19 protein-coding genes and 4 tRNA genes are annotated in these 22,741 nt (G+C 48.4%); 20 read left to right on the top strand and 3 right to left on the bottom strand.

Features of this window, described 5'->3' with window-relative positions; genetic code table 11:
- The first annotated feature begins 1 nt into the window (after position 1).
- The 4 genes from RFN81_RS16845 (at position 2) to ppiA (ending at position 3,373) form a co-directional block, all read left to right on the top strand.
- The gene (locus RFN81_RS16845) at positions 2 to 883 is read left to right on the top strand and encodes an ABC transporter permease (RefSeq protein ID WP_264499029.1); all 882 of its coding nucleotides are present in this window, start codon (positions 2 to 4) and stop codon (positions 881 to 883) included.
- Positions 855 to 1,742, top strand: coding sequence for an ABC transporter ATP-binding protein (locus RFN81_RS16840; RefSeq protein ID WP_378928741.1), 888 nt, complete (start codon positions 855 to 857; stop codon positions 1,740 to 1,742). Before RFN81_RS16845 ends, RFN81_RS16840 begins: the two co-directional genes overlap by 29 nt.
- Positions 1,743 to 1,785: 43 nt before the next feature.
- On the top strand, positions 1,786 to 2,562 hold the full coding sequence (locus RFN81_RS16835) for an ABC transporter ATP-binding protein (RefSeq protein ID WP_264499027.1): 777 nt from the start codon (positions 1,786 to 1,788) through the stop codon (positions 2,560 to 2,562).
- A 238-nt stretch (positions 2,563 to 2,800) separates the two neighbouring features.
- Positions 2,801 to 3,373 carry a peptidylprolyl isomerase A gene (ppiA, locus tag RFN81_RS16830; protein ID WP_264496903.1) on the top strand — a complete coding sequence of 191 codons (573 nt, stop codon included), beginning with the start codon at positions 2,801 to 2,803 and terminating at the stop codon, positions 3,371 to 3,373.
- A gap of 169 nt (positions 3,374 to 3,542) precedes the next feature.
- On the opposite strand, the gene RFN81_RS16825 is transcribed toward ppiA, so the two are convergent.
- The gene (locus RFN81_RS16825; RefSeq protein ID WP_264496902.1) at positions 3,543 to 4,670 is read right to left on the bottom strand and encodes a polysaccharide lyase; all 1,128 of its coding nucleotides are present in this window, start codon (positions 4,668 to 4,670) and stop codon (positions 3,543 to 3,545) included.
- Positions 4,671 to 5,214: 544 nt separating this feature from the next.
- Entirely contained in the window at positions 5,215 to 6,339 is a 1,125-nt protein-coding gene (locus RFN81_RS16820) for a polysaccharide lyase (protein ID WP_264496901.1), read from the bottom strand.
- An 827-nt stretch (positions 6,340 to 7,166) separates the two neighbouring features.
- Here RFN81_RS16820 and RFN81_RS16815 point away from each other — a divergent pair.
- The 4 genes from RFN81_RS16815 (at position 7,167) to birA (ending at position 11,250) form a co-directional block, all read left to right on the top strand.
- Positions 7,167 to 7,742: an aminodeoxychorismate synthase component II gene (locus tag RFN81_RS16815; RefSeq protein ID WP_264496900.1), complete on the top strand. Its 576-nt coding sequence runs from the start codon at positions 7,167 to 7,169 to the stop codon at positions 7,740 to 7,742.
- Positions 7,743 to 7,861: 119 nt separating this feature from the next.
- Positions 7,862 to 9,088, top strand: a complete 1,227-nt coding sequence (argD, locus tag RFN81_RS16810) for a bifunctional acetylornithine/succinyldiaminopimelate transaminase (protein WP_264496899.1) — start codon at positions 7,862 to 7,864, stop codon at positions 9,086 to 9,088.
- A 168-nt stretch (positions 9,089 to 9,256) separates the two neighbouring features.
- Positions 9,257 to 10,294, top strand: coding sequence for a UDP-N-acetylmuramate dehydrogenase (gene murB, locus RFN81_RS16805; protein WP_264496898.1), 1,038 nt, complete (start codon positions 9,257 to 9,259; stop codon positions 10,292 to 10,294).
- Positions 10,291 to 11,250 carry a bifunctional biotin--[acetyl-CoA-carboxylase] ligase/biotin operon repressor BirA gene (gene birA / locus RFN81_RS16800; RefSeq protein WP_264496897.1) on the top strand — a complete coding sequence of 320 codons (960 nt, stop codon included), beginning with the start codon at positions 10,291 to 10,293 and terminating at the stop codon, positions 11,248 to 11,250. Before murB ends, birA begins: the two co-directional genes overlap by 4 nt.
- Before the next feature lie 32 nt (positions 11,251 to 11,282).
- Here the strand turns inward: birA and coaA are convergent, their stop codons facing one another.
- Positions 11,283 to 12,224, bottom strand: coding sequence for a type I pantothenate kinase (coaA, locus tag RFN81_RS16795; protein WP_264499026.1), 942 nt, complete (start codon positions 12,222 to 12,224; stop codon positions 11,283 to 11,285).
- A gap of 656 nt (positions 12,225 to 12,880) precedes the next feature.
- Here coaA and RFN81_RS16790 point away from each other — a divergent pair.
- The 12 genes from RFN81_RS16790 (at position 12,881) to rpoB (ending at position 22,738) form a co-directional block, all read left to right on the top strand.
- A tRNA-Thr gene (locus RFN81_RS16790) sits at positions 12,881 to 12,956 on the top strand.
- Positions 12,957 to 12,983: 27 nt separating this feature from the next.
- Positions 12,984 to 13,068: transfer RNA gene (locus RFN81_RS16785), tRNA-Tyr, on the top strand.
- 134 nt (positions 13,069 to 13,202) lie between these two features.
- Positions 13,203 to 13,277: transfer RNA gene (locus tag RFN81_RS16780), tRNA-Gly, on the top strand.
- 6 nt (positions 13,278 to 13,283) lie between these two features.
- Positions 13,284 to 13,359: transfer RNA gene (locus RFN81_RS16775), tRNA-Thr, on the top strand.
- Positions 13,360 to 13,466: 107 nt separating this feature from the next.
- The gene (tuf, locus tag RFN81_RS16770) at positions 13,467 to 14,651 is read left to right on the top strand and encodes an elongation factor Tu (protein ID WP_264496896.1); all 1,185 of its coding nucleotides are present in this window, start codon (positions 13,467 to 13,469) and stop codon (positions 14,649 to 14,651) included.
- Positions 14,652 to 14,892: 241 nt separating this feature from the next.
- On the top strand, positions 14,893 to 15,276 hold the full coding sequence (secE, locus tag RFN81_RS16765; RefSeq protein WP_264496895.1) for a preprotein translocase subunit SecE: 384 nt from the start codon (positions 14,893 to 14,895) through the stop codon (positions 15,274 to 15,276).
- 1 nt (position 15,277) lies between these two features.
- Positions 15,278 to 15,823: a transcription termination/antitermination protein NusG gene (gene nusG / locus RFN81_RS16760; protein WP_264496894.1), complete on the top strand. Its 546-nt coding sequence runs from the start codon at positions 15,278 to 15,280 to the stop codon at positions 15,821 to 15,823.
- A 162-nt stretch (positions 15,824 to 15,985) separates the two neighbouring features.
- Positions 15,986 to 16,414 carry a 50S ribosomal protein L11 gene (gene rplK / locus RFN81_RS16755; RefSeq protein WP_264496893.1) on the top strand — a complete coding sequence of 143 codons (429 nt, stop codon included), beginning with the start codon at positions 15,986 to 15,988 and terminating at the stop codon, positions 16,412 to 16,414.
- A gap of 3 nt (positions 16,415 to 16,417) precedes the next feature.
- Positions 16,418 to 17,122, top strand: coding sequence for a 50S ribosomal protein L1 (rplA, locus tag RFN81_RS16750; RefSeq protein ID WP_264496892.1), 705 nt, complete (start codon positions 16,418 to 16,420; stop codon positions 17,120 to 17,122).
- A gap of 330 nt (positions 17,123 to 17,452) precedes the next feature.
- Positions 17,453 to 17,950, top strand: a complete 498-nt coding sequence (gene rplJ / locus RFN81_RS16745) for a 50S ribosomal protein L10 (protein WP_137714957.1) — start codon at positions 17,453 to 17,455, stop codon at positions 17,948 to 17,950.
- A gap of 66 nt (positions 17,951 to 18,016) precedes the next feature.
- On the top strand, positions 18,017 to 18,382 hold the full coding sequence (gene rplL, locus RFN81_RS16740) for a 50S ribosomal protein L7/L12 (RefSeq protein WP_264496891.1): 366 nt from the start codon (positions 18,017 to 18,019) through the stop codon (positions 18,380 to 18,382).
- Positions 18,383 to 18,709: 327 nt separating this feature from the next.
- Positions 18,710 to 22,738 carry a DNA-directed RNA polymerase subunit beta gene (rpoB, locus tag RFN81_RS16735; RefSeq protein ID WP_264496890.1) on the top strand — a complete coding sequence of 1,343 codons (4,029 nt, stop codon included), beginning with the start codon at positions 18,710 to 18,712 and terminating at the stop codon, positions 22,736 to 22,738.
- Positions 22,739 to 22,741 lie beyond the last annotated feature (3 nt).

Genomic DNA, 22,741 nt, shown 5'->3' with positions numbered 1-22,741 from the left:
AATGCGGACACCGCCGGAAAAACGGGTGAGCCGTCTGCGGTTGCGCATTGCGCGCGTGGGCGGATTTATTGTAACGATGCTGCGTAACCCGCTGACGGCGATTGGTTCAGCTATCGTGCTAATGTTGATGTTGATTGCTCTCTTTGCGCCGTGGATAGCCACGCACGATCCGCTGGTACAGGATTTGAGTAATGCGTTACAGGCACCGAGCGCGACGCACTATTTTGGCACCGACGAGTTCGGGCGCGATGTGTTTAGCCGCTTGGTTTATGGCTCGCGTATCACGCTATACATCGTTGCGCTGGTGTCGGTCACCGTGGGGCCTATCGGACTGGCACTGGGCGTGGTAGCGGGGTACTACGGCGGCATCGTCGATACTATTCTGATGCGTATTACCGACATTTTCATCTCCTTCCCTAGCCTGGTACTGGCGCTGGCGTTCGTCGCAGCGCTTGGCCCCGGTTTGGAACATGTGGTGATCGCGATTACCTTGACGGCCTGGCCGCCGATTGCCCGTCTGGCACGGGCGGAGACGCTATCGTTGCGTCACGCGGATTTTGTTTCCGCCGTGAAGTTACAAGGCGCGTCGTCGATCCGCATCATGCTGCATCATATTGTGCCGCTGTGCCTGCCATCGGTGATTATCCGTATCACTATGAATATGGCGGGCATCATTCTGACGGCGGCAGGCCTGGGATTCCTTGGGCTGGGCGCACAGCCGCCCGATCCCGAGTGGGGCGCGATGATCTCTGCGGGTCGTCGTTACATGATGGAATGCTGGTGGTTAGTAACTATTCCGGGGCTGGCGATTTTGATTAACAGCCTGGCGTTCAACTTCCTTGGAGACGGCCTACGTGACATCCTCGATCCCAGAACTGAATAAATCTTCTCGACGTGCAGCGGACCGTTCTCCGCTGATGGAAGTGGAGAACCTGCGCGTGAGCTTCGTGAACGGTGGCGCGGTGACCGATGCCGTGCGCGGCGTATCTTTTCGGCTTGGTTGTGAAAAGCTGGCCATTGTCGGTGAATCCGGTTCCGGCAAGTCGACGGTGGGGCGTGCATTGCTGCAACTGCATCCGCATAGCGCAAGAGTGACCGCCGACACGCTACGTTTCGGCGATATCGATCTGCTGAAGGCGGATGAGGCACGGATGCGCCAGATTCGCGGCAAACGGATTTCCATGATTATGCAGGACCCAAAATATTCGCTAAACCCGGTAGTTTGCGTCGGCGACCAGATTGCTGAAGCGTATCTGGCGCACCATAAGGTGTCGCATCGTGAAGCAAAGGAAAAGGTCATGGCGATGCTGGAGGTCGTGCGTATTCGTCAGCCGGAGCGCGTCTATCATTTATATCCTCATGAAATATCAGGCGGACAAGGGCAGCGTATCATGATCGCGATGATGCTGATCACTGAACCCGAAATTGTCATTGCCGATGAACCGACCTCGGCGCTGGATGTGTCCGTGCGTTTACAGGTGCTGGCAATGCTGGACGATCTGGTGAGCGAGCGCGGTTTGGGGCTGATTTTTATCAGTCATGACATCAATCTGGTACGCAGCTTTTGCGATCGCGTGCTGGTGATGTATGCCGGACGCGTGGTGGAGTCCATTGCCGCCGCCGATCTGGACAACGCGCAGCACCCGTATACGCGGGGTTTACTGAATTCGCTGCCGGATATCGACAATCGACGGCCACGCCTGCCGGTCATGCATCGCGATCCGGCCTGGATCAATGGGTAAGGAGGGCATCATGGTAAACGAAGCAAAGCGTCAACCTAAGCCGATGATCGAAATCAATAACCTGAATCTCTCTTTTGGTTATGGCAGCACGGCGAATCAGGTGTTGTACGATGTGAACCTGACGGTTAACGATGGTGATATCTTTGGTTTGGTGGGGGAATCCGGTTCGGGTAAAACCACGGTGCTTAAGTGTCTGGCTGGGTTGTTTAATCATTGGGAAGGGACGTTATCGATTGACGGGCAGAAGCTGGCTCATCGTATCGAACCGGCCCGCTGTCGGCAGGTGCAGATGGTGTTTCAGGATCCCTATGGGTCGCTGCATCCGCGTCATACGGTGGAATCCATTCTGGAAGAACCGCTGTCGATCCACCGTTTTGACGATCGCGACAATCGTATTGATAGTCTGCTGGAAAAAGTAGGATTAGGAACACACTTTCGTCGTCGCTACCCACATCAGCTTTCGGGCGGCCAGCGGCAGCGCGTGGCGATAGCTCGTGCGCTCATTCTGGAACCGAGGGTACTGCTGCTGGATGAGCCGACATCGGCGCTGGATGTCTCGGTACAAGCGGAGATCCTTAATCTGCTCGCAGAATTGCAGCAGCAGGAAAAGCTAACCTATCTGATGGTGACGCATGATTTAGGCGTGATATCCCATCTGTGCCATAACGTCGCGGTGATGCAATACGGCAAGATACTGGAGACGTTGGAAACCGACGATCTGACCCGCGATGTGCCGAAAAACGCTTATACCACGATGCTAGTGGACGCCAGCCGCCAGTACAGCCGCGATCTGGCGGTGCGTTCGGAGCGCATGGGGTAAGCCCCACGCTACAACAATCAACATGAGGGCCGGGCAATCGGCCTTTTTTTATATCAGGTGCGCCGTAAAACCCCATCCTTTAGGGCGGGGAGGATGTCAAATCCCTTCCGATTTTCGCTTACTGAAAGTGGTGAATAGACACCTCTACGTAAAAAAAAGTAAATGGGTAGCGTTGACGAGTGCGGATACATACAATCATTACGCTTTCTGTAGTCGGCCTCTTCAAAAAGGAATTCTCATGTTAAAACGTGCTCTGGTTGCTGCGGCAGCCTTGATTTCACTGACGGCATTTTCCCCCGCCTTTGCCGCTTCCAGCGCTACAACCCATGTGCTGTTGACGACGACCGCGGGCAATATCGAACTCTCTTTAGATAATCAAAAAGCGCCGGTGTCGGTAAAAAATTTCGTTGAGTACGTTAACAGCGGTTTTTATAACGGGACGACCTTTCATCGGGTCATTCCTGGATTCATGGTGCAGGGTGGCGGATTCACCGCCGAGATGAGCCAAAAAGCAACCAATGCGCCGATTAAGAATGAGGCCGATAACGGTCTGCGTAATCAGCGCGGTACGATCGCTATGGCGAGAACCTCAGACAAAGACAGTGCGACCAGCCAGTTCTTTATCAACGTGGCGGACAATGCGTTCCTCGATCACGGTCAGCGGGATTTTGGCTATGCCGTATTTGGTAAAGTGGTAAAAGGCATGGACGTCGTGGATAAGATATCCCATGTGCCAACGAAAAATTTCGGGCCTTACCAGAATGTGCCGACTACACCTATCGTGATTCAATCTGCCAAAGTGCTGCCCTGATAGGTCGGACAATGCAGAACCGAGAGCACGAGAAAGGCCACGAATGTGGCCTTAAACCTGGCTACGACTACAGGTGGGTGAGATATTGCTACGCGTGCTTACGGGCATAGAGCCGAAATGATTAAGCCATAACCGAAGTCACTTAGTAACATTCACTTATGACCCGTATCTACGCGTTACAATCTGCTGCTGTCAGCTCCGCAAGATTTTTATTCACGCCCGCGTAGTTCTCCAATTTGTCCTTCACGCACTGTGCCGAAACGGGAGAGTAGCGGTACGGGACAGCCGGGAACGTGCCGGTGCTTTTCCAATCTTCGGCGTTCACATAAGGCTTGGAATCCTTATTCCAAGTAATGTTGTATTTAGCGAAATCAGCCGGGCTCATAATATTGTTATTCCGGAGATCCCAAGTGCCGAAGTTGGAGCCGTCGTAACGCGAGGTGACCGGGTTTTTCGCATTTTCGAACCAGTTGCGTTCGATAAGCGCGATCCCCTTCTGACGCACGTTCAAACCAGAACTGGTGACCTCAGTATACAAGTTGTTGTAGGCATGGACTTTACCCCCTCGTTGCAGCGGAAGGCGGGCGTTAACATCGCGATAGACATTGTGGTGGTAAGTTAGGTCGCGTCCGGTATCGCTGCTACTGAATCCGCTTAACCCTACTTTCTTGATACCGTGAATGTAGTTATATGACACCGTGACATTGGTAGAGGCTTTCTTGATGTCAACGGCGGCTTCAAATGTAGTATCACCGTCTTTAGTACCTGGACATTCGAAATTTTTAGCAAAGATCTCGTTGTGGTCGATCCAGACGTTTGGCGTATTATCGATACGAATCGCGTCGCCATCTTGTGCGCCGCCAGGCATGTAACCAAAACGCATGTTACGAATGACGATATCGGAGGATTTTATCAGCCAAAGGCCAAAATTGGCGGATGAACCATTGGTGCCGATGATGGTAATCCCTTTGGTAAATTCTTTAATTTGTACACCACGGGCATCTTTCTTCCACTGGCTACAAATATCTTTCTCTGCGGCGTTAATCAGCGCATCTTCATTACCGTTATAGGTAATCACGAGCGGGTAAGCCCCGCCTTTAACTTTCTTACCTTTGGAATCCAGCCTCGCTTCCGCAATGATATCAATGATATCTTGCATAGATCGTGCTGTTTTATGTACGGCACCGGCGACATTACCTCCATCCGTAGTCGCATAACCGCCTGTGTATGCTGCCAGAGCTGGTTGCGTCGCAAGTAATAACAACCCAGCGGTTGCAGAAGGTAGTAGATATTTCATTCTGGTACTCTCCTTGAAATAGAATTATTGTCGGTTATTAATAATCCCCATAACCCAGTTGTAGTGCGAGTGGTTTCAATAAAATTGAAATTCAACCTTATCGGAATCACGATCAAGTGTTATCATAAAAAAAAGATAATTCAATATTTGTCAGGAAATATATCGTTAAATGGCGAGAGAACGGTTTAAATGTATAGCGTTCTATTCAAGGTATGATTGTTCCTGTTTTATAAAAAACAAGTGGCTGTTTTTTATGAAGGAGAGTTATATTTTTAGTTAAGATTTAATTGTGACTAATATCAAGTGAAATGGATTTTTATAGGCGTGATATAAATATTGGGATATGGAATTAATTAAATAATTAGCATGATTATTATTTATCCTTTTGGGGATTTTATTTATGCTATATCTACTCTCTTTTGGCGAAATGAGCGGGCCTTTAGCACCCGCTCGGATCGATTTTCTTGCTTAGTGATGAATCACCACTGGGATATTTCAGGTGAATGACTTCCTGTCGTCACCTGTAGGAAATGCCTGTAGGCATTTATTTGCAGCTGGCGGCGGTCAATACTGCCAGGTTTTTACCTACACCGGCATAGTTAGCCAGTTTATCTTTCACGCATTGTGCAGAAACCGGCGTGTATTTATATGGGATTGCAGGGAATTTACCGGTGCTCTTCCAGTCATCCGCATTAATGTGAGGAGAGGAAGGACGGCCCCAGGTGATGTTATATTTGGCGAAGTCGGCCGGTTTGGTGATATTGTTGTTACGCAATTCCCAGGTGCCGAAGTTGGAGCTGTCGTTGCGTGCCGTTACCGGGTTTTTCGCATTTTGGAACCAGTTGCTTTCGATCAGCGCGATCCCTTTCTGACGGACGTTAAAGCCTGAACCGGTGATGCCATCATACAAGTTGTTGTACGCGTGAACCTGGCCACCACGCTGTAGCGGCAGACGTGAGTTTACATCGCGATAGATATTGTGATGATAGGTAAGATTACGGCCCGTGTCTGAGTTGCTTGCGCCGCTTAACCCGACCTTTTTCACGCCATGAATATAGTTATATGACACCGTGACGTTAGTCGACCCTTTCTTGATATCAACGGCTGCTTCAAACGTAGTGTCATTATCCGGTGTACCTTCACACTCAAAATTCTTGGCGAAGATTTCATTATGGTCAATCCAGACGTTCGGTGAATTATCGATACGAATCGCATCACCGTCTTGCGCGCCGCCTGGCATATAGCCAAAACGCATATTACGTACGACAACATTAGATGAATTGATGACCCAGATACCGAAATTGGCAGACGAACCATTAGTGCCCTGAATCGTTATCCCTTTGGTAAATTCTTTAATTTGTACGCCGCGGGCATCCTTGCTCCACTGACCGCAGATATTCTTCTCGGCCGCTTTGATTAATGCATCCTCATTGCCGTTATAGGTAATAATGAGTGGATATGCGCCACCTTTAACCTTTTTACCTTTTGAATCCACTTTTGCGGCTTCAATAATATTGATAATGTCTTGCATTGAACGCGCGGTTTTTTTTACGGCACCGGAGATTTCACCACCATCCGTAGTAGCATAACCACCCGTGTTAGCAGCCATTACTGGCTGCGTTGAGAGTAATAACAATCCGACGGCGGTCGTAGGCAATAGGTATTTCATTATGACTGTCTCCTTGGAATAGCATCTCATAGGCATTTATTACTCCGTATGCCCGATGTAATAGGTACACGTCGTTTCCCAACAGAAATGAATCCCCGATTCCTGATGAAAAACCAAATAGAGTGTGATTAAAAAATAAGAACACTTCAAGGGTGAAATGTTAAATGTATTGAGCTTGAAACATTTTGTAATGTTGATGATTGAAAAATGGAAATTTATAAGAAACCGCTTTCTTTTAAAACCATGTTAGATCATGGAGTTGTTTTTTATTGGGTGAAAAACATGGTTTGGTTTCGCTATTATTAAAATTTATTTCTCTATTTTATATTATTACATGCGTAGCATGCGGAAAATTTTCCTTAAGTAAAAATAAAATATGCCGGGCATATTTACTATCTTTTTTACTTAAGGACAACACTATGTTGAGCTTACTCTTGTTTGATAAAATATTCTGCATAGGTATACCGAAAATTCCTGAAATGTCGCGATCGATGATGTGAGAGGCGCTAACGCCAGCTTGCCCCTACTTTAAACGTATGAGTGAAAAATGAGTGGTTCACAGTGGAGACGATGACGATCTTCAAAAGGGCGATAAGCATATGACGGCAATGGTGGCATGACGTATGGATTTTGCTTAGGCTTTTATTACCTATTGTCATCATCTCACTGATTATAAAAAGTATAAACGCCAAGCCATCCCTTGTGTGCCAAAGACGGGTACAATGGCTCGTGTCGCTTTGGTCCACAAGACGGTATCGGAACAATTGCGTGTATGAAAAGAAAAACCAAATAATATGTTTACTATATATCAATAAGTTAACTTATTTATGCTGCTAATTATCGATAACTATGATTCCTTTACCTACAACCTTTACCAGTACTTTTGTGAGCTTGGTGCACAGGTCGTGGTAAAGCGTAATGATGAATTGACGCTGCGTGAGATTGAACAGCTTGCGCCTGAGCGATTAGTCATTTCACCAGGCCCTTGTACGCCGGATGAGGCGGGGATTTCACTGGCCGCAATCCGGTATTTTGCTGATAAGTTGCCTATTTTGGGTGTGTGCCTTGGCCATCAGGCGATGGGTCAGGCGTTTGGCGCGCGCGTGGTGCGGGCGCGACAGGTGATGCATGGAAAAACTTCTGCGATTACGCACAGTAATATAGGCGTTTTTACGGGGCTAACTCGGCCCTTGACGGTGACTCGCTATCATTCACTCATTATTGACGATGCCTCACTACCCGATTGTTTTGAGATTACGGCCTGGAGTGAATATGAAGGAAAGCGGGACGAAATAATGGGGATTCGCCATCGTACATTACCGCTGGAAGGGGTGCAGTTTCATCCAGAAAGCATCCTCAGCCAACAAGGTCACCAACTTTTGGATAATTTCCTTAAGATTTAAAGAGATAGAAAGTTACTCACTCCAAGGGCTGATTTAATATTGCCTGTAATTGATTTTTTATGCATATTTATTGATTATATTTTCATTACGACATGATGAACGGTTGAGTGAGGCAGCAAATGGCAGCAGAGCAGAAAGCAGTAACACGGGATACTCACGATAAGGTGATTTTGCCGGTTTATGCCCCCGCAAAGTTTGTTCCTGTAAAAGGCAAAGGGAGCCGCGTCTGGGATCAGGACGGCCGAGAGTATATCGATTTTTCCGGCGGTATCGCGGTAACGGCGCTGGGCCACTGCCATCCTGCTCTGGTTCGCGCCTTGCAGCAACAGGGAGAAACGTTGTGGCATACCAGCAATATTTTTACTAATGAGCCTGCGCTGCGCCTCGCCAGTAAACTCATTAATGCCACGTTCGCCGATCGCGTGTTCTTTGTTAACTCTGGTGCGGAGGCTAATGAAGCCGCGTTTAAGCTGGCGCGTCACTATGCGGTTAAACGCCATAGTCCTTATAAAACCAAGATCATCGCCTTCTACAACGCGTTCCATGGCCGAACGTTATTTACCGTTTCCGTTGGCGGGCAGCCCAAATATGCTGATGGCTTCGGGCCTAAACCCGCGGATATCGTTCATGTTCCTTTTAACGATCTGGCGGCGGTAAAAGCGGTCATGGACGATCATACCTGTGCAGTTGTGTTGGAGCCGGTTCAGGGTGAGGGGGGGATCACACCTGCTACGCCTGAGTTCTTGCAAGGCGTTCGCGATCTGTGCGATCGGTTCAACGCGCTGCTGGTATTCGATGAAGTACAGTGCGGGATGGGGCGTACGGGTAAGTTATTCAGCTATATGCATTACGGTATCACGCCGGATATTCTCACTACGGCTAAAGCGCTGGGCGGTGGTTTTCCGATTAGCGCGATGCTGACGACGGAAGAGATCGCCTCTGTGATGACGGTTGGGGTTCATGGCACCACTTATGGTGGCAATCCACTGGCCTGTGCTGTAGCAGAAGCTGCGCTGGACATTATCAACACACCGGAAGTGCTGTCAGGCGTGGCTGAGCGTCACGAACACTTTGTGAGTGAGCTTGAGAAGATTAACCAACAGTACAATGTCTTTGAGCAAGTTCGCGGTATGGGGTTATTGCTGGGGGCCGAGTTAAAAGCGCAATGGCATGGTCGGGCAGGTGAGTTTTTGTCCGCGGCAGCGGCTGAAGGGCTTATGGTGTTGATGGCTGGGCCAAACGTGATTCGCTTTGTGCCATCGCTAATCATTGATGCAGAGGATATCAGATTGGGAATGGAAAAATTCGCCAGGGCAGTCGCGCAGGTTGTTAACGCCAAAAACTGATTAGCTACCTAAATAAAAAGTATGGTTTGAAAAACGGCGTGGGGTTAAGACCTCACGCTTTTTTTGTGCATAGCGCGTGGTTGTACACTTGCCATTGCGTAAGCGCCTCGGATATCTTGCCTGAATCGGGTAAACTAAGCGGCATCCGAATTAGTAGGCATGGTTATTATGGCGTCGAGCGTTATTTCATTAAGATCACACAACTCTTTCGCATTACCTGTTACTGCATCTTGTCTCCGTATTGCGGCAAATCAGGAGCAATTGATTGAAGGGTGGCGCGCTGCGAATGCCTCGCAAGAACCGGTCTTAATACTAGGCGAAGGGAGCAATGTCCTTTTCCTGGAAGATTTTTCCGGCATGATTTTGCTGAACCAACTCAAGGGTATCAGCGTTAGTGAAAAACACGACGGCTGGCATCTGCATGTCGGCGCGGGTGAAAATTGGCATCACTTAGTGGAGTATACGCTCAAGAAGGGTATCGCTGGATTAGAAAATCTGGCGTTAATTCCTGGCTGTGTAGGCTCAGCGCCGATACAGAATATCGGTGCCTACGGTAACGAATTTCAACACGTTTGTGATTATGTCGATTTATTGGATCTGACTACAGGTAACGTCATCCGTTTTAGCGCTGAAGAATGTCAGTTCGGGTACCGAGAAAGCATATTTAAACATCAATATCGCACTGGTTTCGTGATTATTGCTGTCGGGTTATTTTTAACTAAAGTATGGCGTCCGATACTAAGCTATGGCGAATTAGCCAAATTGGATCCTATCACCGTCACACCTCGGCAGATTTTTGATGCTGTTTGTCATCTGCGCCGAAGCAAACTTCCCGATCCTGCCGTAATCGGCAACGCGGGGAGTTTCTTCAAAAATCCAATTATTACTATGTTGCACGCCGAACAGATTTTACGGGAATATCCCAATGCGCCTCATTATATACAGGCGGATGACAGCGTTAAATTGGCAGCAGGGTGGCTGATAGACCAATGCAAACTTAAAGGGTTTCAACTGGGTGGCGCCGGCGTCCATGAAAAACAGGCATTGGTATTGATAAATAAGAATAATGCCAAAAGTTCAGATATTGTCGAATTAGCGCGTTATGTCCGTGATCGGGTGGCAAAAAAATTCAATCTCTATTTGGAGCCTGAAGTCCGTTTTATTGCAGCTCACGGAGAAGTTAATGCTAGCGAGATTTTATCATGAGGGATATTTCGGTTCCGCTTAAACTCATTAATATCCTCTCTGACGGTGAATTTTATTCCGGTGAGTTACTGGGTGAAATGATGGGGATGAGTCGGGCCGCCATTAATAAACATATTCAGACGATACGTGATTGGGGCATCGACGTTTTTACTGTAACAGGGAAGGGATATGCTTTACCTGCACCGATGCAGTTATTAGATGAAAGCGCAATTCTTGAGCACCTTCCGGAAGGGGGGGTCACGGTGTTACCGATCGTAGATTCTACGAATCAGTACCTTTTAGACCGTCTTGATACCTTATCCTCCGGTCATGCATGCCTTGCTGAATATCAGCAATCTGGACGTGGCCGCCGTGGTCGACAATGGTTTTCCCCCTTTGGCGCCAATCTTTATTTATCCTTATATTGGCGCCTGGAACAGGGGCCCGCCGCGGCTGTAGGTGTAAGTTTGGTCATTGGCATTGTTATGGCGGAAGTTTTACATCAACTAGGTGCTGATGGTGTGCGAGTAAAATGGCCCAATGACTTATACCTGAAGGATAGAAAACTCGCGGGTATTCTTGTGGAACTTACCGGAAAGACGGGCGATGCCGCGAACTTGGTCATTGGCGCGGGGATTAATTTACGGATGCGGGATCCGGCGCCAGATACAATTAGTCAAGGTTGGATAAACTTGCAAGAGGCGGGGATTAATATTAATCGTAATACGCTCGCTTCGACGCTTATTAGTGAATTGAGATCTGCATTGGCCGTTTTTGAATTACATGGTCTTACGCCTTTTGTTTCAAGATGGAAAGCATTAGATAATTATTATAACCGCACTGTCCGTTTGATTATCGGCAATCGTGAAATATATGGAATTGATCGAGGGATCGACCATCAGGGTGCCTTGTTATTAGAGAAAGATGGAAAAATCACGTCCTATATTGGTGGGGAGATCTCTCTACGTGGAGAATAAAAAGGGGCTGCTAGCCCCTTTCATTCCTTAATTTATTTTCTCAGCCTAACATATTCAACCGCATGGTCAGCACTTTTGGTTAAAATAAGGCTAGCTCTTTCTCTTGTGGGGAGAATATTTTCTTTTAGATTAAGCCCGTTAATCTCTTTCCATAGTTGAGAAGCGATACCGATGGCCTCTTCTTCAGACAATTTTGCGTAATTATGGAAATATGAGTGTGGATTTGAGAATGCACTCATTCTGAATTTCAGAAAACGATTAATATACCATGTCTGTAGTAGTGTTTCAGGTGCATCAACATAGATTGAGAAATCAACGAAATCGGAAACGAAGACCCGATGCGGATCGTGTGGATAGTCCATTCCACTCTGCAGAACATTCAGACCTTCTAATATTAGGATGTCAGGTTGTTCTAAAACCTTATTATTGCCAGGCACGATATCATATGTCAGATGAGAATAGGTCGGCGCAGTGACCCTTGGCGTCCCTGATTTGATATCAGAGACAAATTTCACCAGGCTACGCATATCATATGATTGCGGGAAACCTTTTTTCTTCATCAAATCACGTTCTTTTAACACCTTGTTAGGATGGAGAAATCCATCAGTTGTTATCAGTTCTACGCTACGATGTTCCGGCCAGCGGCTTAAAAGCGCCTGAAGTACTCGAGCTGTAGTACTTTTCCCCACGGCCACGCTGCCTGCAATACCGATGATGTAGGGGATTTTCTGACCATCGGTTCCTAGAAATTGCTCAAGCACAGCCTGCCGTCTCAAATTAGAGCTGATATAAAAATTGAGTAGACGGGATAGCGGCAGATAAATTTCTGCGACTTCGTCTAACGAAAGGTCTTCATTGATTCCTTTGAGCTTAGCGATTTCTTCTTCTGTTAGCGTTAATGGAACAGAATCGCGCAAGGCGGCCCATTGACTGCGGTTGAACTGTAGATATGGCGTCGTGGCTATTTTGCTCATAAGTTGTGTTCTGCCTGCTTCACAGGTAAGAAAAGGGACTATCAGCCAGCGAGTAAAACGAGCTGTGACGTAAGCCAACGTGATAATCGCGGCACCTTTCTTATGTAATAAATTTTTGATAAGGGGCAGGTTAACACTATGCCGATAGAAAAAAGAAGAGAAAATAGGTGCAGCATCTAAAGTGTAAACAATGAGGCATCGCGTACCTGCTAGCGGGTAATTCATATCTCACTGAATCGTATTTATCCGGGTTCTAATTTTAGGCGGGGCGCGTTTAACGTCACTCCGCTCAAGTAAAGCGGGCAAAAAAAGATTATGCTGGAGGCCGACATCATTTTTATGAAATCTTCAGAAATTGATTAATCAGGCTAAAGGCATGCCAAGCTTGCCTCCTATGAAAAATGAGCCGCCACTATTAGTCTTATTGCATACGTTACACCTGACGTGTTGAAGGCATCTCTGATACAGAGAATCAACGGTGTGTTGATGACGTTACCGCCTCTTTAATTGTGTTTTGCCGGTGGTTCTTTGCGCTAATTTTTTTTAACGTCCTGGATTTATGACTAAATTTGGATAAAATCTAAGCGATAGCGCGTTTTAGGCAATTTTTTTGTTGCATCGCGCGTTCTGTCTACCTAGAATGCGCAGCACTTGAGGCCGGCTTAGCTCAGTAGGTAGAGCAACTGACTTGTAATCAGTAGGTCACCAGTTCGATTCCGGTAGCCGGCACCATCAAGTAATTAGTAAACAAATAGTTAAGGTGGGGTTCCCGAGCGGCCAAAGGGAGCAGACTGTAAATCTGCCGTCACAGACTTCGAAGGTTCGAATCCTTCCCCCACCACCAAATTCAATCCTGGAAACAGGATATTCGATACGGTTAGTAACACTAAGCCGGATCGACGAAGGCGGGGTCAACAGTGAAGTCATGTTCCCCGACTTCAAAATCTACAGAAAAATTAGGTAGCCGAGTTCCAGGATGCGGGCATCGTATAATGGCTATTACCTCAGCCTTCCAAGCTGATGATGTGGGTTCGATTCCCACTGCCCGCTCCAAGATGTGCTGATATAGCTCAGTTGGTAGAGCGCACCCTTGGTAAGGGTGAGGTCGGCAGTTCGAATCTGCCTATCAGCACCACTTCCTTTTCCTCCTCCTGATTTTCTTTCTGTGAATAAATTCAGCAAGCTATTGCTTGGTTGATGTGGTGATACCACCGATTTATCCGTGTCTTAGAGGGACAATCGATGTCTAAAGAAAAATTTGAACGTACAAAACCGCACGTCAACGTCGGTACTATCGGCCACGTTGACCATGGTAAAACGACGCTGACCGCTGCAATCACTACCGTCCTGGCTAAAACTTACGGTGGTGCCGCCCGTGCATTCGATCAGATTGATAATGCGCCGGAAGAAAAAGCGCGTGGTATCACCATCAACACGTCTCACGTTGAATATGACACCCCGACACGCCACTACGCACACGTAGACTGCCCGGGACACGCCGACTATGTGAAAAACATGATCACCGGTGCGGCGCAGATGGATGGCGCAATCCTGGTTGTTGCCGCGACTGACGGCCCGATGCCGCAAACGCGTGAACACATCCTGTTGGGCCGTCAGGTAGGCGTTCCGTACATCATCGTGTTCCTGAACAAATGCGACATGGTTGATGACGAAGAGCTGCTGGAACTGGTTGAGATGGAAGTGCGTGAACTGCTGTCTCAATATGACTTCCCAGGCGATGACACGCCGATCGTGCGTGGCTCTGCATTGAAAGCGCTGGAAGGCGAAGCCCAGTGGGAAGAAAAAATCATTGAACTGGCTGGCTACCTGGATTCCTATATCCCAGAACCAGAACGTGCGATTGACAAACCTTTCCTGTTGCCAATCGAAGACGTTTTCTCCATTTCTGGTCGCGGTACTGTGGTAACGGGTCGTGTAGAGCGCGGTGTTATCAAAGTTGGCGAAGAAGTAGAGATCGTGGGTATCAAGGACACCGCGAAGTCTACCTGTACTGGCGTAGAAATGTTCCGCAAACTGCTGGACGAAGGCCGTGCTGGTGAGAACGTGGGTGTTCTGCTGCGTGGTATTAAACGTGAAGAAATCGAACGTGGTCAGGTACTGGCTAAGCCGGGTTCTATCAAGCCGCATACGCAGTTCGAATCAGAAGTGTATATCCTGAGCAAGGATGAAGGTGGTCGTCATACGCCGTTCTTCAAAGGCTATCGTCCGCAGTTCTACTTCCGTACCACTGACGTAACGGGCACCATCGAACTGCCAGAAGGCGTAGAGATGGTAATGCCGGGCGACAACATCAAAATGGTTGTTACTCTGATCCACCCAATCGCGATGGATGACGGTTTGCGTTTCGCCATCCGTGAAGGCGGTCGTACTGTAGGTGCGGGCGTTGTTTCTAAAGTTATCGCTTAATTGCTGATAACGTTTGACGCGCCACGCGATAAAAGGGCATCATTTGATGCCCTTTTTCTACGCTGCCATGATAGAACCTATCTTATCAGTGATTGTGAGAGGATAATCCTTGGTGAGATAGGCTCTGTAGATACGGCGTAAATACCGAATTATTCGTTTTACAGAACATCTTTCGGTTTGGTTGCCCCATAATAATGATGGGGCAAAGTTATTTGTCTGAATCATTGTGACAGGTTGGTTTATGAGTGCGAATACCGAAGCTCAGGATAGTGGGCGTGGCCTGGAAGTGATTAAGTGGCTGGTAGTAGGTGCTTTACTGATTATTGCAATTGTCGGTAATTATTATTACCGGGAATTTAGCCTCCCTCTGCGTGCATTGGCCGTTGTTATCCTGATCGCCGCCGCTGGCGGTGTGGCGCTGCTGACTACAAAAGGTAAAGCAACGGTAGCGTTTGCCCGTGAGGCGCGAACAGAAGTGCGCAAAGTCATTTGGCCGACTCGTCAGGAAACGTTGCACACCACGTTAATCGTTGCCGCAGTGACTGCCGTGATGTCGCTGATTTTGTGGGGGCTGGATGGTATTCTGGTCCGTTTGGTATCGTTTATCACTGGCCTGAGGTTCTAAGATGTCTGAAGCTCCAAAAAAACGTTGGTACGTCGTTCAGGCGTTTTCTGGTTTTGAAGGCCGCGTGGCGCAATCACTGCGTGAGCATATCAAACTTCACAATATGGAAGACCTGTTTGGCGAAGTTATGGTGCCGACTGAAGAAGTCGTTGAGATCCGTGGTGGGCAGCGCCGTAAGAGCGAACGCAAGTTTTTTCCCGGTTATGTTTTGGTACAAATGGTGATGGAGGATGCTAGCTGGCATCTTGTTCGCAGTGTGCCACGTGTTATGGGATTCATTGGCGGCACCTCTGATCGCCCTGCGCCAATCAGTGATAAAGAAGTGGATGCGATTATGAATCGTCTCCAGCAGGTCGGTGATAAACCTCGGCCGAAAACGTTGTTCGAACCAGGAGAAATGGTCCGCGTTAACGATGGTCCGTTTGCTGATTTTAATGGCGTTGTCGAAGAAGTTGACTATGAGAAAAGCCGTCTGAAGGTGTCCGTTTCTATTTTTGGTCGTGCAACACCTGTTGAGTTGGACTTTGCCCAAGTCGAAAAGGGCTAATCGCTAGCGCGATATTTACTGAAAATAGCGACTTGCCTATGGCGCGAAATTAACCTACAATTTCGCGCCTTTTGTTTTCAGTGGCCTTAATGGCGCCTGAAATGTAATACAAACCACGGGGAGCCTTTTACTAGGCGTTACTACCCGATAGAGGAAAGCTAAATGGCCAAGAAAGTACAAGCCTATGTCAAGCTGCAAGTTGCAGCGGGTATGGCTAACCCAAGTCCACCAGTCGGCCCGGCGCTGGGTCAGCAAGGTGTGAACATCATGGAATTTTGTAAGGCATTCAATGCTAAAACTGAAAGCGTTGAAAAAGGCTTACCAATCCCGGTTGTTATCACCGTTTATTCCGATCGCTCTTTTACCTTTGTTACCAAGACGCCTCCCGCAGCCGTTCTGCTGAAAAAAGCGGCCGGCATCAAGTCTGGTTCTGGCAAGCCGAACAAAGACAAGGTCGGTAAAATAACGAGCGCGCAGGTTCGTGAAATCGCAGAAACTAAAGCTGCGGATATGACGGGTGCTGATATAGACGCCATGGTGCGTTCTATTGCAGGTACTGCTCGTTCCATGGGCCTGGTAGTGGAGGATTAATAAATGGCTAAGCTGACCAAGCGCATGCGCGTGATCCGTGACAAAGTTGATGCAACTAAACAGTACGATATCAACGAAGCTGTTGCTCTGCTCAAAGAGCTAGCCACTGCTAAATTTGTAGAAAGTGTAGACGTAGCCGTTAATCTCGGCATCGATGCACGTAAGTCAGACCAAAACGTTCGTGGTGCAACCGTTCTGCCTCACGGCACTGGTCGTTCTGTTCGCGTAGCAGTCTTCACCCAGGGCGCAAATGCAGAAGCAGCTAAAGCGGCTGGCGCTGAATTTGTGGGTATGGAAGATCTGGCTGACCAGATTAAGAAAGGCGAAATGGGCTTTGACGTGGTTATTGCGTCTCCAGATGCAATGCGCGTTGTAGGTCAATTAGGTCAGGTTCTGGGGCCGCGTGGCCTGATGCCGAACCCGAAAGTGGGTACTGTAACCCCTAATGTTGCTGAAGCGGTTAATAATGCTAAGGCAGGCCAGGTTCGTTATCGTAACGACAAGAACGGGATCATCCATACCACCATCGGTAAGGTTGACTTCGATTCTAATAAATTGAGAGAAAACCTTGAAGCTCTGTTGGTTGCGTTGAAAAAAGCGAAACCGTCTCAGTCGAAGGGTGTCTATATCAAGAAAATTAGCCTGTCTACCACTATGGGCGCTGGCGTTGCCATCGACCAAAGCGGTTTGAACGCAAGTGCTAACTAATAGTGCCGTTTTGCTTTACTCGGGTGTGGGATTTACCTATAATCTTACGCCCGTTGTTCCGTTAGTGGAACGGACGAAGAATTTTCGGTTGGAGCCTGGCCTATCCAGGCCTCCGTCCAAGACCGCAGGTGTTTCGTCAGAGACTTAATCTTTCCTGCGTAGACGGTGACAGAGCCTGAAGAACATTTTTCTCTATAAAGAAGAATCGTCTTTATAAAAAATAGTCTTTGCTGGATTCTGCTCACCGTGTTTCAACGCCTATTTCCGTTTTGGCGATAGGTGAAGTGAGTTCCGGAGGTTTCCTCCGGCTAAATCCAGGAGCAAAAGCTAATGGCATTAAATCTTCAAGACAAACAAGCAATTGTTGCTGAAGTCAGCGAAGTAGCCAAAGGTGCGCTGTCTGCGGTAGTTGCGGATTCACGTGGCGTTACCGTAGATAAAATGACCGAACTGCGTAAAGCAGGTCGTGAAGCTGGCGTTTACATGCGTGTTGTCCGTAACACCTTGTTGCGCCGCGTCGTTGAAGGCACTCAATTCGAATGCCTGAAAGACACGTTTGTTGGTCCGACTCTGATTGCATACTCTTTAGAACATCCGGGCGCCGCTGCTCGTCTGTTTAAAGAATTCGCTAAGGCGAATGCAAAATTTGAAGTCAAAGCTGCAGCCTTTGAAGGTGAGCTGATCCCGGCGGCTCAAATTGACCGTCTGGCAACGCTGCCGACTTACGAAGAAGCACTGGCACGTTTGATGTCGACCATGAAAGAAGCTGCCGCAGGCAAATTGGTCCGCACTCTGGCTGCCGTACGCGATCAGAAAGAAGCGGCTTAATTGCCTCTTTCTCTCTAACGCACTTGCTAACGTATAAACTATTTCTGATTCTTAGGAACAATTGTTATGTCTATCACTAAAGATCAAATTTTGGAAGCCGTAGCAGCGATGTCTGTCATGGATGTTGTTGAACTGGTTTCTGCTATGGAAGAAAAATTCGGTGTTTCTGCTGCTGCTGCTGTCGCTGTTGCCGTTGGCCCGGTTGAAGCTGCTGAAGAAAAAACCGAATTTGACGTTGTACTGAAAGCTATCGGCGCTAACAAAGTTGCCGTAATCAAAGCCGTTCGTGGCGCAACTGGTCTGGGCCTGAAAGAAGCCAAGGATCTGGTTGAATCTGCTCCGGCGGCTCTGAAAGAAGGCATCAGCAAAGATGACGCTGAAGCCCTGAAGAAAGCACTGGAAGAAGCTGGCGCAGAAGTTGAAGTTAAATAAGCCAACCTTTCAGGTTGCAGCCTGAGTTATTGGGCTGATGGCTGGTGACTTAGTAGTCACCAGCCTTTTTGCGCTGTAGGATGTCAATGGTCTTTCGCACTATTTACCCATTGATATCGCAAATATTTTTTTCTATTGACGACTTAATATACTGCTTTCCAGAACGGGTTCCATGCCTGGGCAAAAGCAATGAAATGGTTTAAGAGTAATAGAAAGACGTATTACGGAAAGTTTCCCATTTTCCGACCGAAATAAAATAGTGTTGCATGAACTGTCCTTCTTAGGGCAGACAGAGTGGTTCGACTTGTCAGCTAGCTGAGGAACCCTATGGTTTACTCCTATACCGAGAAAAAACGCATTCGTAAGGATTTTGGCAAACGTCCACAGGTTTTGGATGTGCCTTATCTCCTTTCTATCCAACTTGACTCGTTCCAGAAATTTATCGAGCAAGATCCGGAAGGTCAGTACGGTTTGGAAGCTGCATTCCGTTCTGTTTTCCCCATAAAAAGCTATAGCGGTAATTCAGAGCTGCAATACGTTAGCTATCGCTTAGGCGAACCGGTATTTGACGTTAAAGAATGTCAGATCCGTGGTGTAACGTTTTCTGCGCCGCTACGCGTTAAATTGCGTCTGGTGATCTACGAGCGTGAAGCGCCGGAAGGCACCGTTAAAGACATTAAAGAACAAGAAGTTTACATGGGCGAAATTCCGCTCATGACTGACAACGGTACCTTCGTGATCAACGGCACTGAGCGCGTTATCGTTTCTCAGCTGCATCGTAGTCCGGGTGTGTTCTTCGATAGCGACAAAGGTAAAACTCACTCTTCTGGTAAGGTACTGTATAACGCACGTATTATTCCTTACCGTGGTTCCTGGTTGGATTTCGAGTTTGATCCGAAGGATAACTTGTTTGTCCGTATTGACCGTCGCCGCAAGTTGCCTGCAACCATCATCCTACGTGCGTTGGGTTACACTACCGAGCAGATCCTCGATCTTTTCTTCGATAAAATTGTCTATGAAATTAATGGCAATAAATTGCAGATGGATCTGATTCCCGAGCGCCTGCGTGGGGAAACGGCATCGTTTGATATTGAAGCAAACGGTAAAGTTTATATTGAAAAAGGGCGTCGTATCACCGCACGCCACATCCGTCAGTTAGAGAAAGACGGCATCGAGCGAATTGAAGTGCCCGTTGAATACATTGCTGGCAAGGTATTGGCCAGGGATTACATTGACGAGAGCACGGGTGAACTGATCGGCGCAGCCAATATGGAACTGTCGCTGGATCTGCTGGCGAAGTTGAGCCAGTCTGGTCACAAACGTATTGAGACATTGTTCACCAACGACCTTGACCACGGCGCCTACATGTCTGAAACCCTGCGCGTCGATCCGTCAAGCGATCGTTTGAGCGCGCTGGTTGAAATCTATCGCATGATGCGCCCTGGTGAACCGCCAACGCGTGAAGCCGCTGAAACCTTATTCGAAAATCTGTTCTTCTCTGAAGACCGCTACGACTTGTCTGCAGTTGGTCGTATGAAGTTCAACCGCTCTCTCCTGCGTGATGAGATCGAAGGTTCCGGTATCCTGAGCAAAGATGACATCATCGATGTGATGAAGAAGCTCATTGATATCCGTAACGGCAAAGGCGAGGTGGATGATATCGACCACCTTGGTAACCGACGTATCCGTTCCGTTGGCGAAATGGCGGAAAACCAGTTCCGTGTAGGGTTGGTGCGCGTTGAACGTGCAGTGAAAGAGCGCCTTTCGTTGGGCGATCTCGACACATTGATGCCGCAGGATATGATCAACGCCAAGCCGATTTCCGCAGCCGTGAAAGAGTTCTTCGGGTCGAGCCAACTGTCACAGTTTATGGACCAGAACAACCCGCTGTCTGAGATTACCCATAAGCGTCGTATCTCGGCATTGGGCCCAGGTGGTCTGACGCGTGAACGCGCTGGTTTTGAAGTCCGTGACGTACACCCAACGCACTACGGTCGTGTTTGTCCTATCGAGACGCCGGAAGGTCCGAACATCGGTCTGATCAACTCCCTGTCTGTTTATGCACAAACGAACGAGTATGGTTTCCTTGAAACCCCATATCGTCGTGTGCGTGACAACGTGGTGACGGATGAGATCCATTATCTGTCTGCAATCGAAGAAGGTAACTTCGTGATTGCGCAGGCGAACACCAATTTGGACGAAGAAGGCCGTTTCATCGACGAACTGGTTACCTGCCGTAACAAGGGCGAGTCCAGCTTGTTCAGCCGCGATCAGGTTGAATACATGGACGTTTCCACACAGCAGGTCGTTTCCGTCGGTGCGTCTCTGATTCCGTTCCTGGAGCACGATGATGCCAACCGCGCCTTGATGGGTGCGAACATGCAACGTCAGGCCGTCCCTACCCTGCGCGCTGATAAGCCGCTGGTGGGAACGGGTATGGAACGCGCTGTTGCGGTTGACTCCGGTGTTACTGCCGTAGCCAAACGCGGTGGTACCGTACAGTACGTCGATGCCTCACGTATTGTTATCCGTGTTAATGATGATGAGATGTATCCTGGTGAAGCAGGGATCGACATCTATAACCTGACCAAATATACCCGTTCGAACCAGAATACCTGCATCAACCAGATGCCGTGTGTCTCTCTGGGGGAACCGGTTGAGCGTGGCGATGTTTTGGCAGATGGTCCGTCCACCGATCTGGGTGAATTGGCGCTAGGTCAGAACATGCGCGTGGCGTTCATGCCATGGAATGGTTACAACTTTGAAGACTCCATTCTTGTTTCCGAGCGCGTGGTTCAGGAAGATCGGTTCACGACTATTCATATTCAGGAACTTGCCTGTGTGTCTCGTGATACCAAGTTAGGGCCTGAAGAGATTACTGCGGACATCCCGAACGTAGGTGAAGCTGCGCTTTCCAAATTGGATGAGTCCGGTATTGTTTACATCGGTGCGGAAGTGACCGGGGGCGACATTCTGGTTGGTAAGGTTACGCCGAAAGGTGAAACCCAACTGACGCCAGAAGAGAAGCTGCTGCGTGCGATCTTCGGTGAGAAAGCGTCTGACGTTAAAGACTCTTCTCTGCGTGTGCCAAATGGTGTTTCTGGTACGATTATTGATGTGCAGGTCTTTACCCGCGACGGCGTGGAAAAAGACAAACGCGCATTAGAAATCGAAGAGATGCAACTGAAGCAGGTGAAGAAAGACCTGACCGAAGAGTTGCAGATTCTGGAAGCGGGCCTGTTTGCACGTATCCACGCGGTGCTGGTTTCCGGCGGCGTAGAAGCTGAAAAGCTGGATAAACTGCCGCGTGAACGCTGGTTGGAACTAGGCCTGACCGATGAAGATAAACAGAATCAGTTGGAGCAGTTGGCCGAGCAGTATGATGAGCTGAAGCACGAGTTTGAGAAAAAACTCGACGCTAAGCGCCGTAAAATCACCCAGGGCGATGATCTGGCACCAGGCGTGCTGAAAATCGTCAAGGTATATCTGGCGGTTAAACGTCAGATCCAACCGGGTGATAAAATGGCCGGTCGTCACGGGAACAAAGGGGTCATCTCCAAGATTAACCCGATCGAAGATATGCCTTACGATGAGAACGGTACGCCGGTCGATATCGTACTAAACCCGCTTGGCGTACCTTCACGTATGAACATCGGTCAGATTCTGGAAACCCACCTGGGTATGGCGGCAAAGGGCATCGGCGAAAAAATCAACGCCATGCTCAAGCAGCACGAAGAAGTGACTAAGCTGCGTGAATTTATCCAGAAAGCCTACGATTTAGGCGACGATGTGCGTCAAAAAGTCGACCTGAATACTTTCTCCGACGAAGAAGTCTTGCGTTTGGCTGAAAACCTGAAGAAGGGGATGCCAATTGCGACGCCGGTATTCGACGGTGCCAAAGAGAAAGAAATCAAGGAACTGTTACAGATGGGCGGTATCCCCACCTCCGGTCAAATTACACTGTACGATGGACGTACCGGTGAGCAATTTGAGCGTCAGGTTACCGTGGGCTACATGTACATGCTGAAACTGAACCACTTGGTTGACGATAAGATGCATGCTCGTTCCACCGGTTCCTATAGTCTGGTTACTCAGCAGCCGCTGGGTGGTAAGGCGCAATTCGGTGGTCAGCGCTTCGGGGAGATGGAAGTATGGGCGCTGGAAGCTTATGGTGCTGCATATACCCTGCAAGAAATGTTGACCGTTAAATCTGATGACGTGAACGGCCGTACCAAGATGTATAAGAACATCGTGGATGGCAATCATCAGATGGAACCGGGCATGCCGGAATCCTTCAACGTATTGTTGAAAGAAATCCGCTCGCTGGGTATCAACATCGAGCTGGAAGAAGAGTAATCC

This window comes from Pectobacterium cacticida (assembly GCF_036885195.1).
In the GTDB taxonomy this organism is placed as follows: Bacteria; Pseudomonadota; Gammaproteobacteria; order Enterobacterales; family Enterobacteriaceae; genus Pectobacterium; species Pectobacterium cacticida.
Note: the sequence above shows the minus strand (reverse complement) of the source record. Positions and strands in the feature narration are given on the sequence as shown.

Bases quoted from the DNA above. Each gene is read 5' to 3' on its own strand.
- rplJ (WP_137714957.1), top strand. From the start codon at position 17,453: ATGGCATTAAATCTTCAAGACAAACAAGCAATTGTTGCTGAAGTCAGC.
- RFN81_RS16825 (WP_264496902.1), bottom strand. From the start codon at position 4,670: ATGAAATATCTACTACCTTCTGCAACCGCTGGGTTGTTATTACTTGCG.
- RFN81_RS16815 (WP_264496900.1), top strand. From the start codon at position 7,167: ATGCTGCTAATTATCGATAACTATGATTCCTTTACCTACAACCTTTAC.
- rpoB (WP_264496890.1), top strand. From the start codon at position 18,710: ATGGTTTACTCCTATACCGAGAAAAAACGCATTCGTAAGGATTTTGGC.
- nusG (WP_264496894.1), top strand. From the start codon at position 15,278: ATGTCTGAAGCTCCAAAAAAACGTTGGTACGTCGTTCAGGCGTTTTCT.
- rplA (WP_264496892.1), top strand. From the start codon at position 16,418: ATGGCTAAGCTGACCAAGCGCATGCGCGTGATCCGTGACAAAGTTGAT.
- coaA (WP_264499026.1), bottom strand. From the start codon at position 12,224: ATGAGCAAAATAGCCACGACGCCATATCTACAGTTCAACCGCAGTCAA.
- RFN81_RS16845 (WP_264499029.1), top strand. From the start codon at position 2: ATGCGGACACCGCCGGAAAAACGGGTGAGCCGTCTGCGGTTGCGCATT.
- rplL (WP_264496891.1), top strand. From the start codon at position 18,017: ATGTCTATCACTAAAGATCAAATTTTGGAAGCCGTAGCAGCGATGTCT.
- secE (WP_264496895.1), top strand. From the start codon at position 14,893: ATGAGTGCGAATACCGAAGCTCAGGATAGTGGGCGTGGCCTGGAAGTG.
- ppiA (WP_264496903.1), top strand. From the start codon at position 2,801: ATGTTAAAACGTGCTCTGGTTGCTGCGGCAGCCTTGATTTCACTGACG.
- RFN81_RS16820 (WP_264496901.1), bottom strand. From the start codon at position 6,339: ATGAAATACCTATTGCCTACGACCGCCGTCGGATTGTTATTACTCTCA.
- rplK (WP_264496893.1), top strand. From the start codon at position 15,986: ATGGCCAAGAAAGTACAAGCCTATGTCAAGCTGCAAGTTGCAGCGGGT.
- RFN81_RS16835 (WP_264499027.1), top strand. From the start codon at position 1,786: ATGATCGAAATCAATAACCTGAATCTCTCTTTTGGTTATGGCAGCACG.
- murB (WP_264496898.1), top strand. From the start codon at position 9,257: ATGGCGTCGAGCGTTATTTCATTAAGATCACACAACTCTTTCGCATTA.
- birA (WP_264496897.1), top strand. From the start codon at position 10,291: ATGAGGGATATTTCGGTTCCGCTTAAACTCATTAATATCCTCTCTGAC.
- argD (WP_264496899.1), top strand. From the start codon at position 7,862: ATGGCAGCAGAGCAGAAAGCAGTAACACGGGATACTCACGATAAGGTG.
- tuf (WP_264496896.1), top strand. From the start codon at position 13,467: ATGTCTAAAGAAAAATTTGAACGTACAAAACCGCACGTCAACGTCGGT.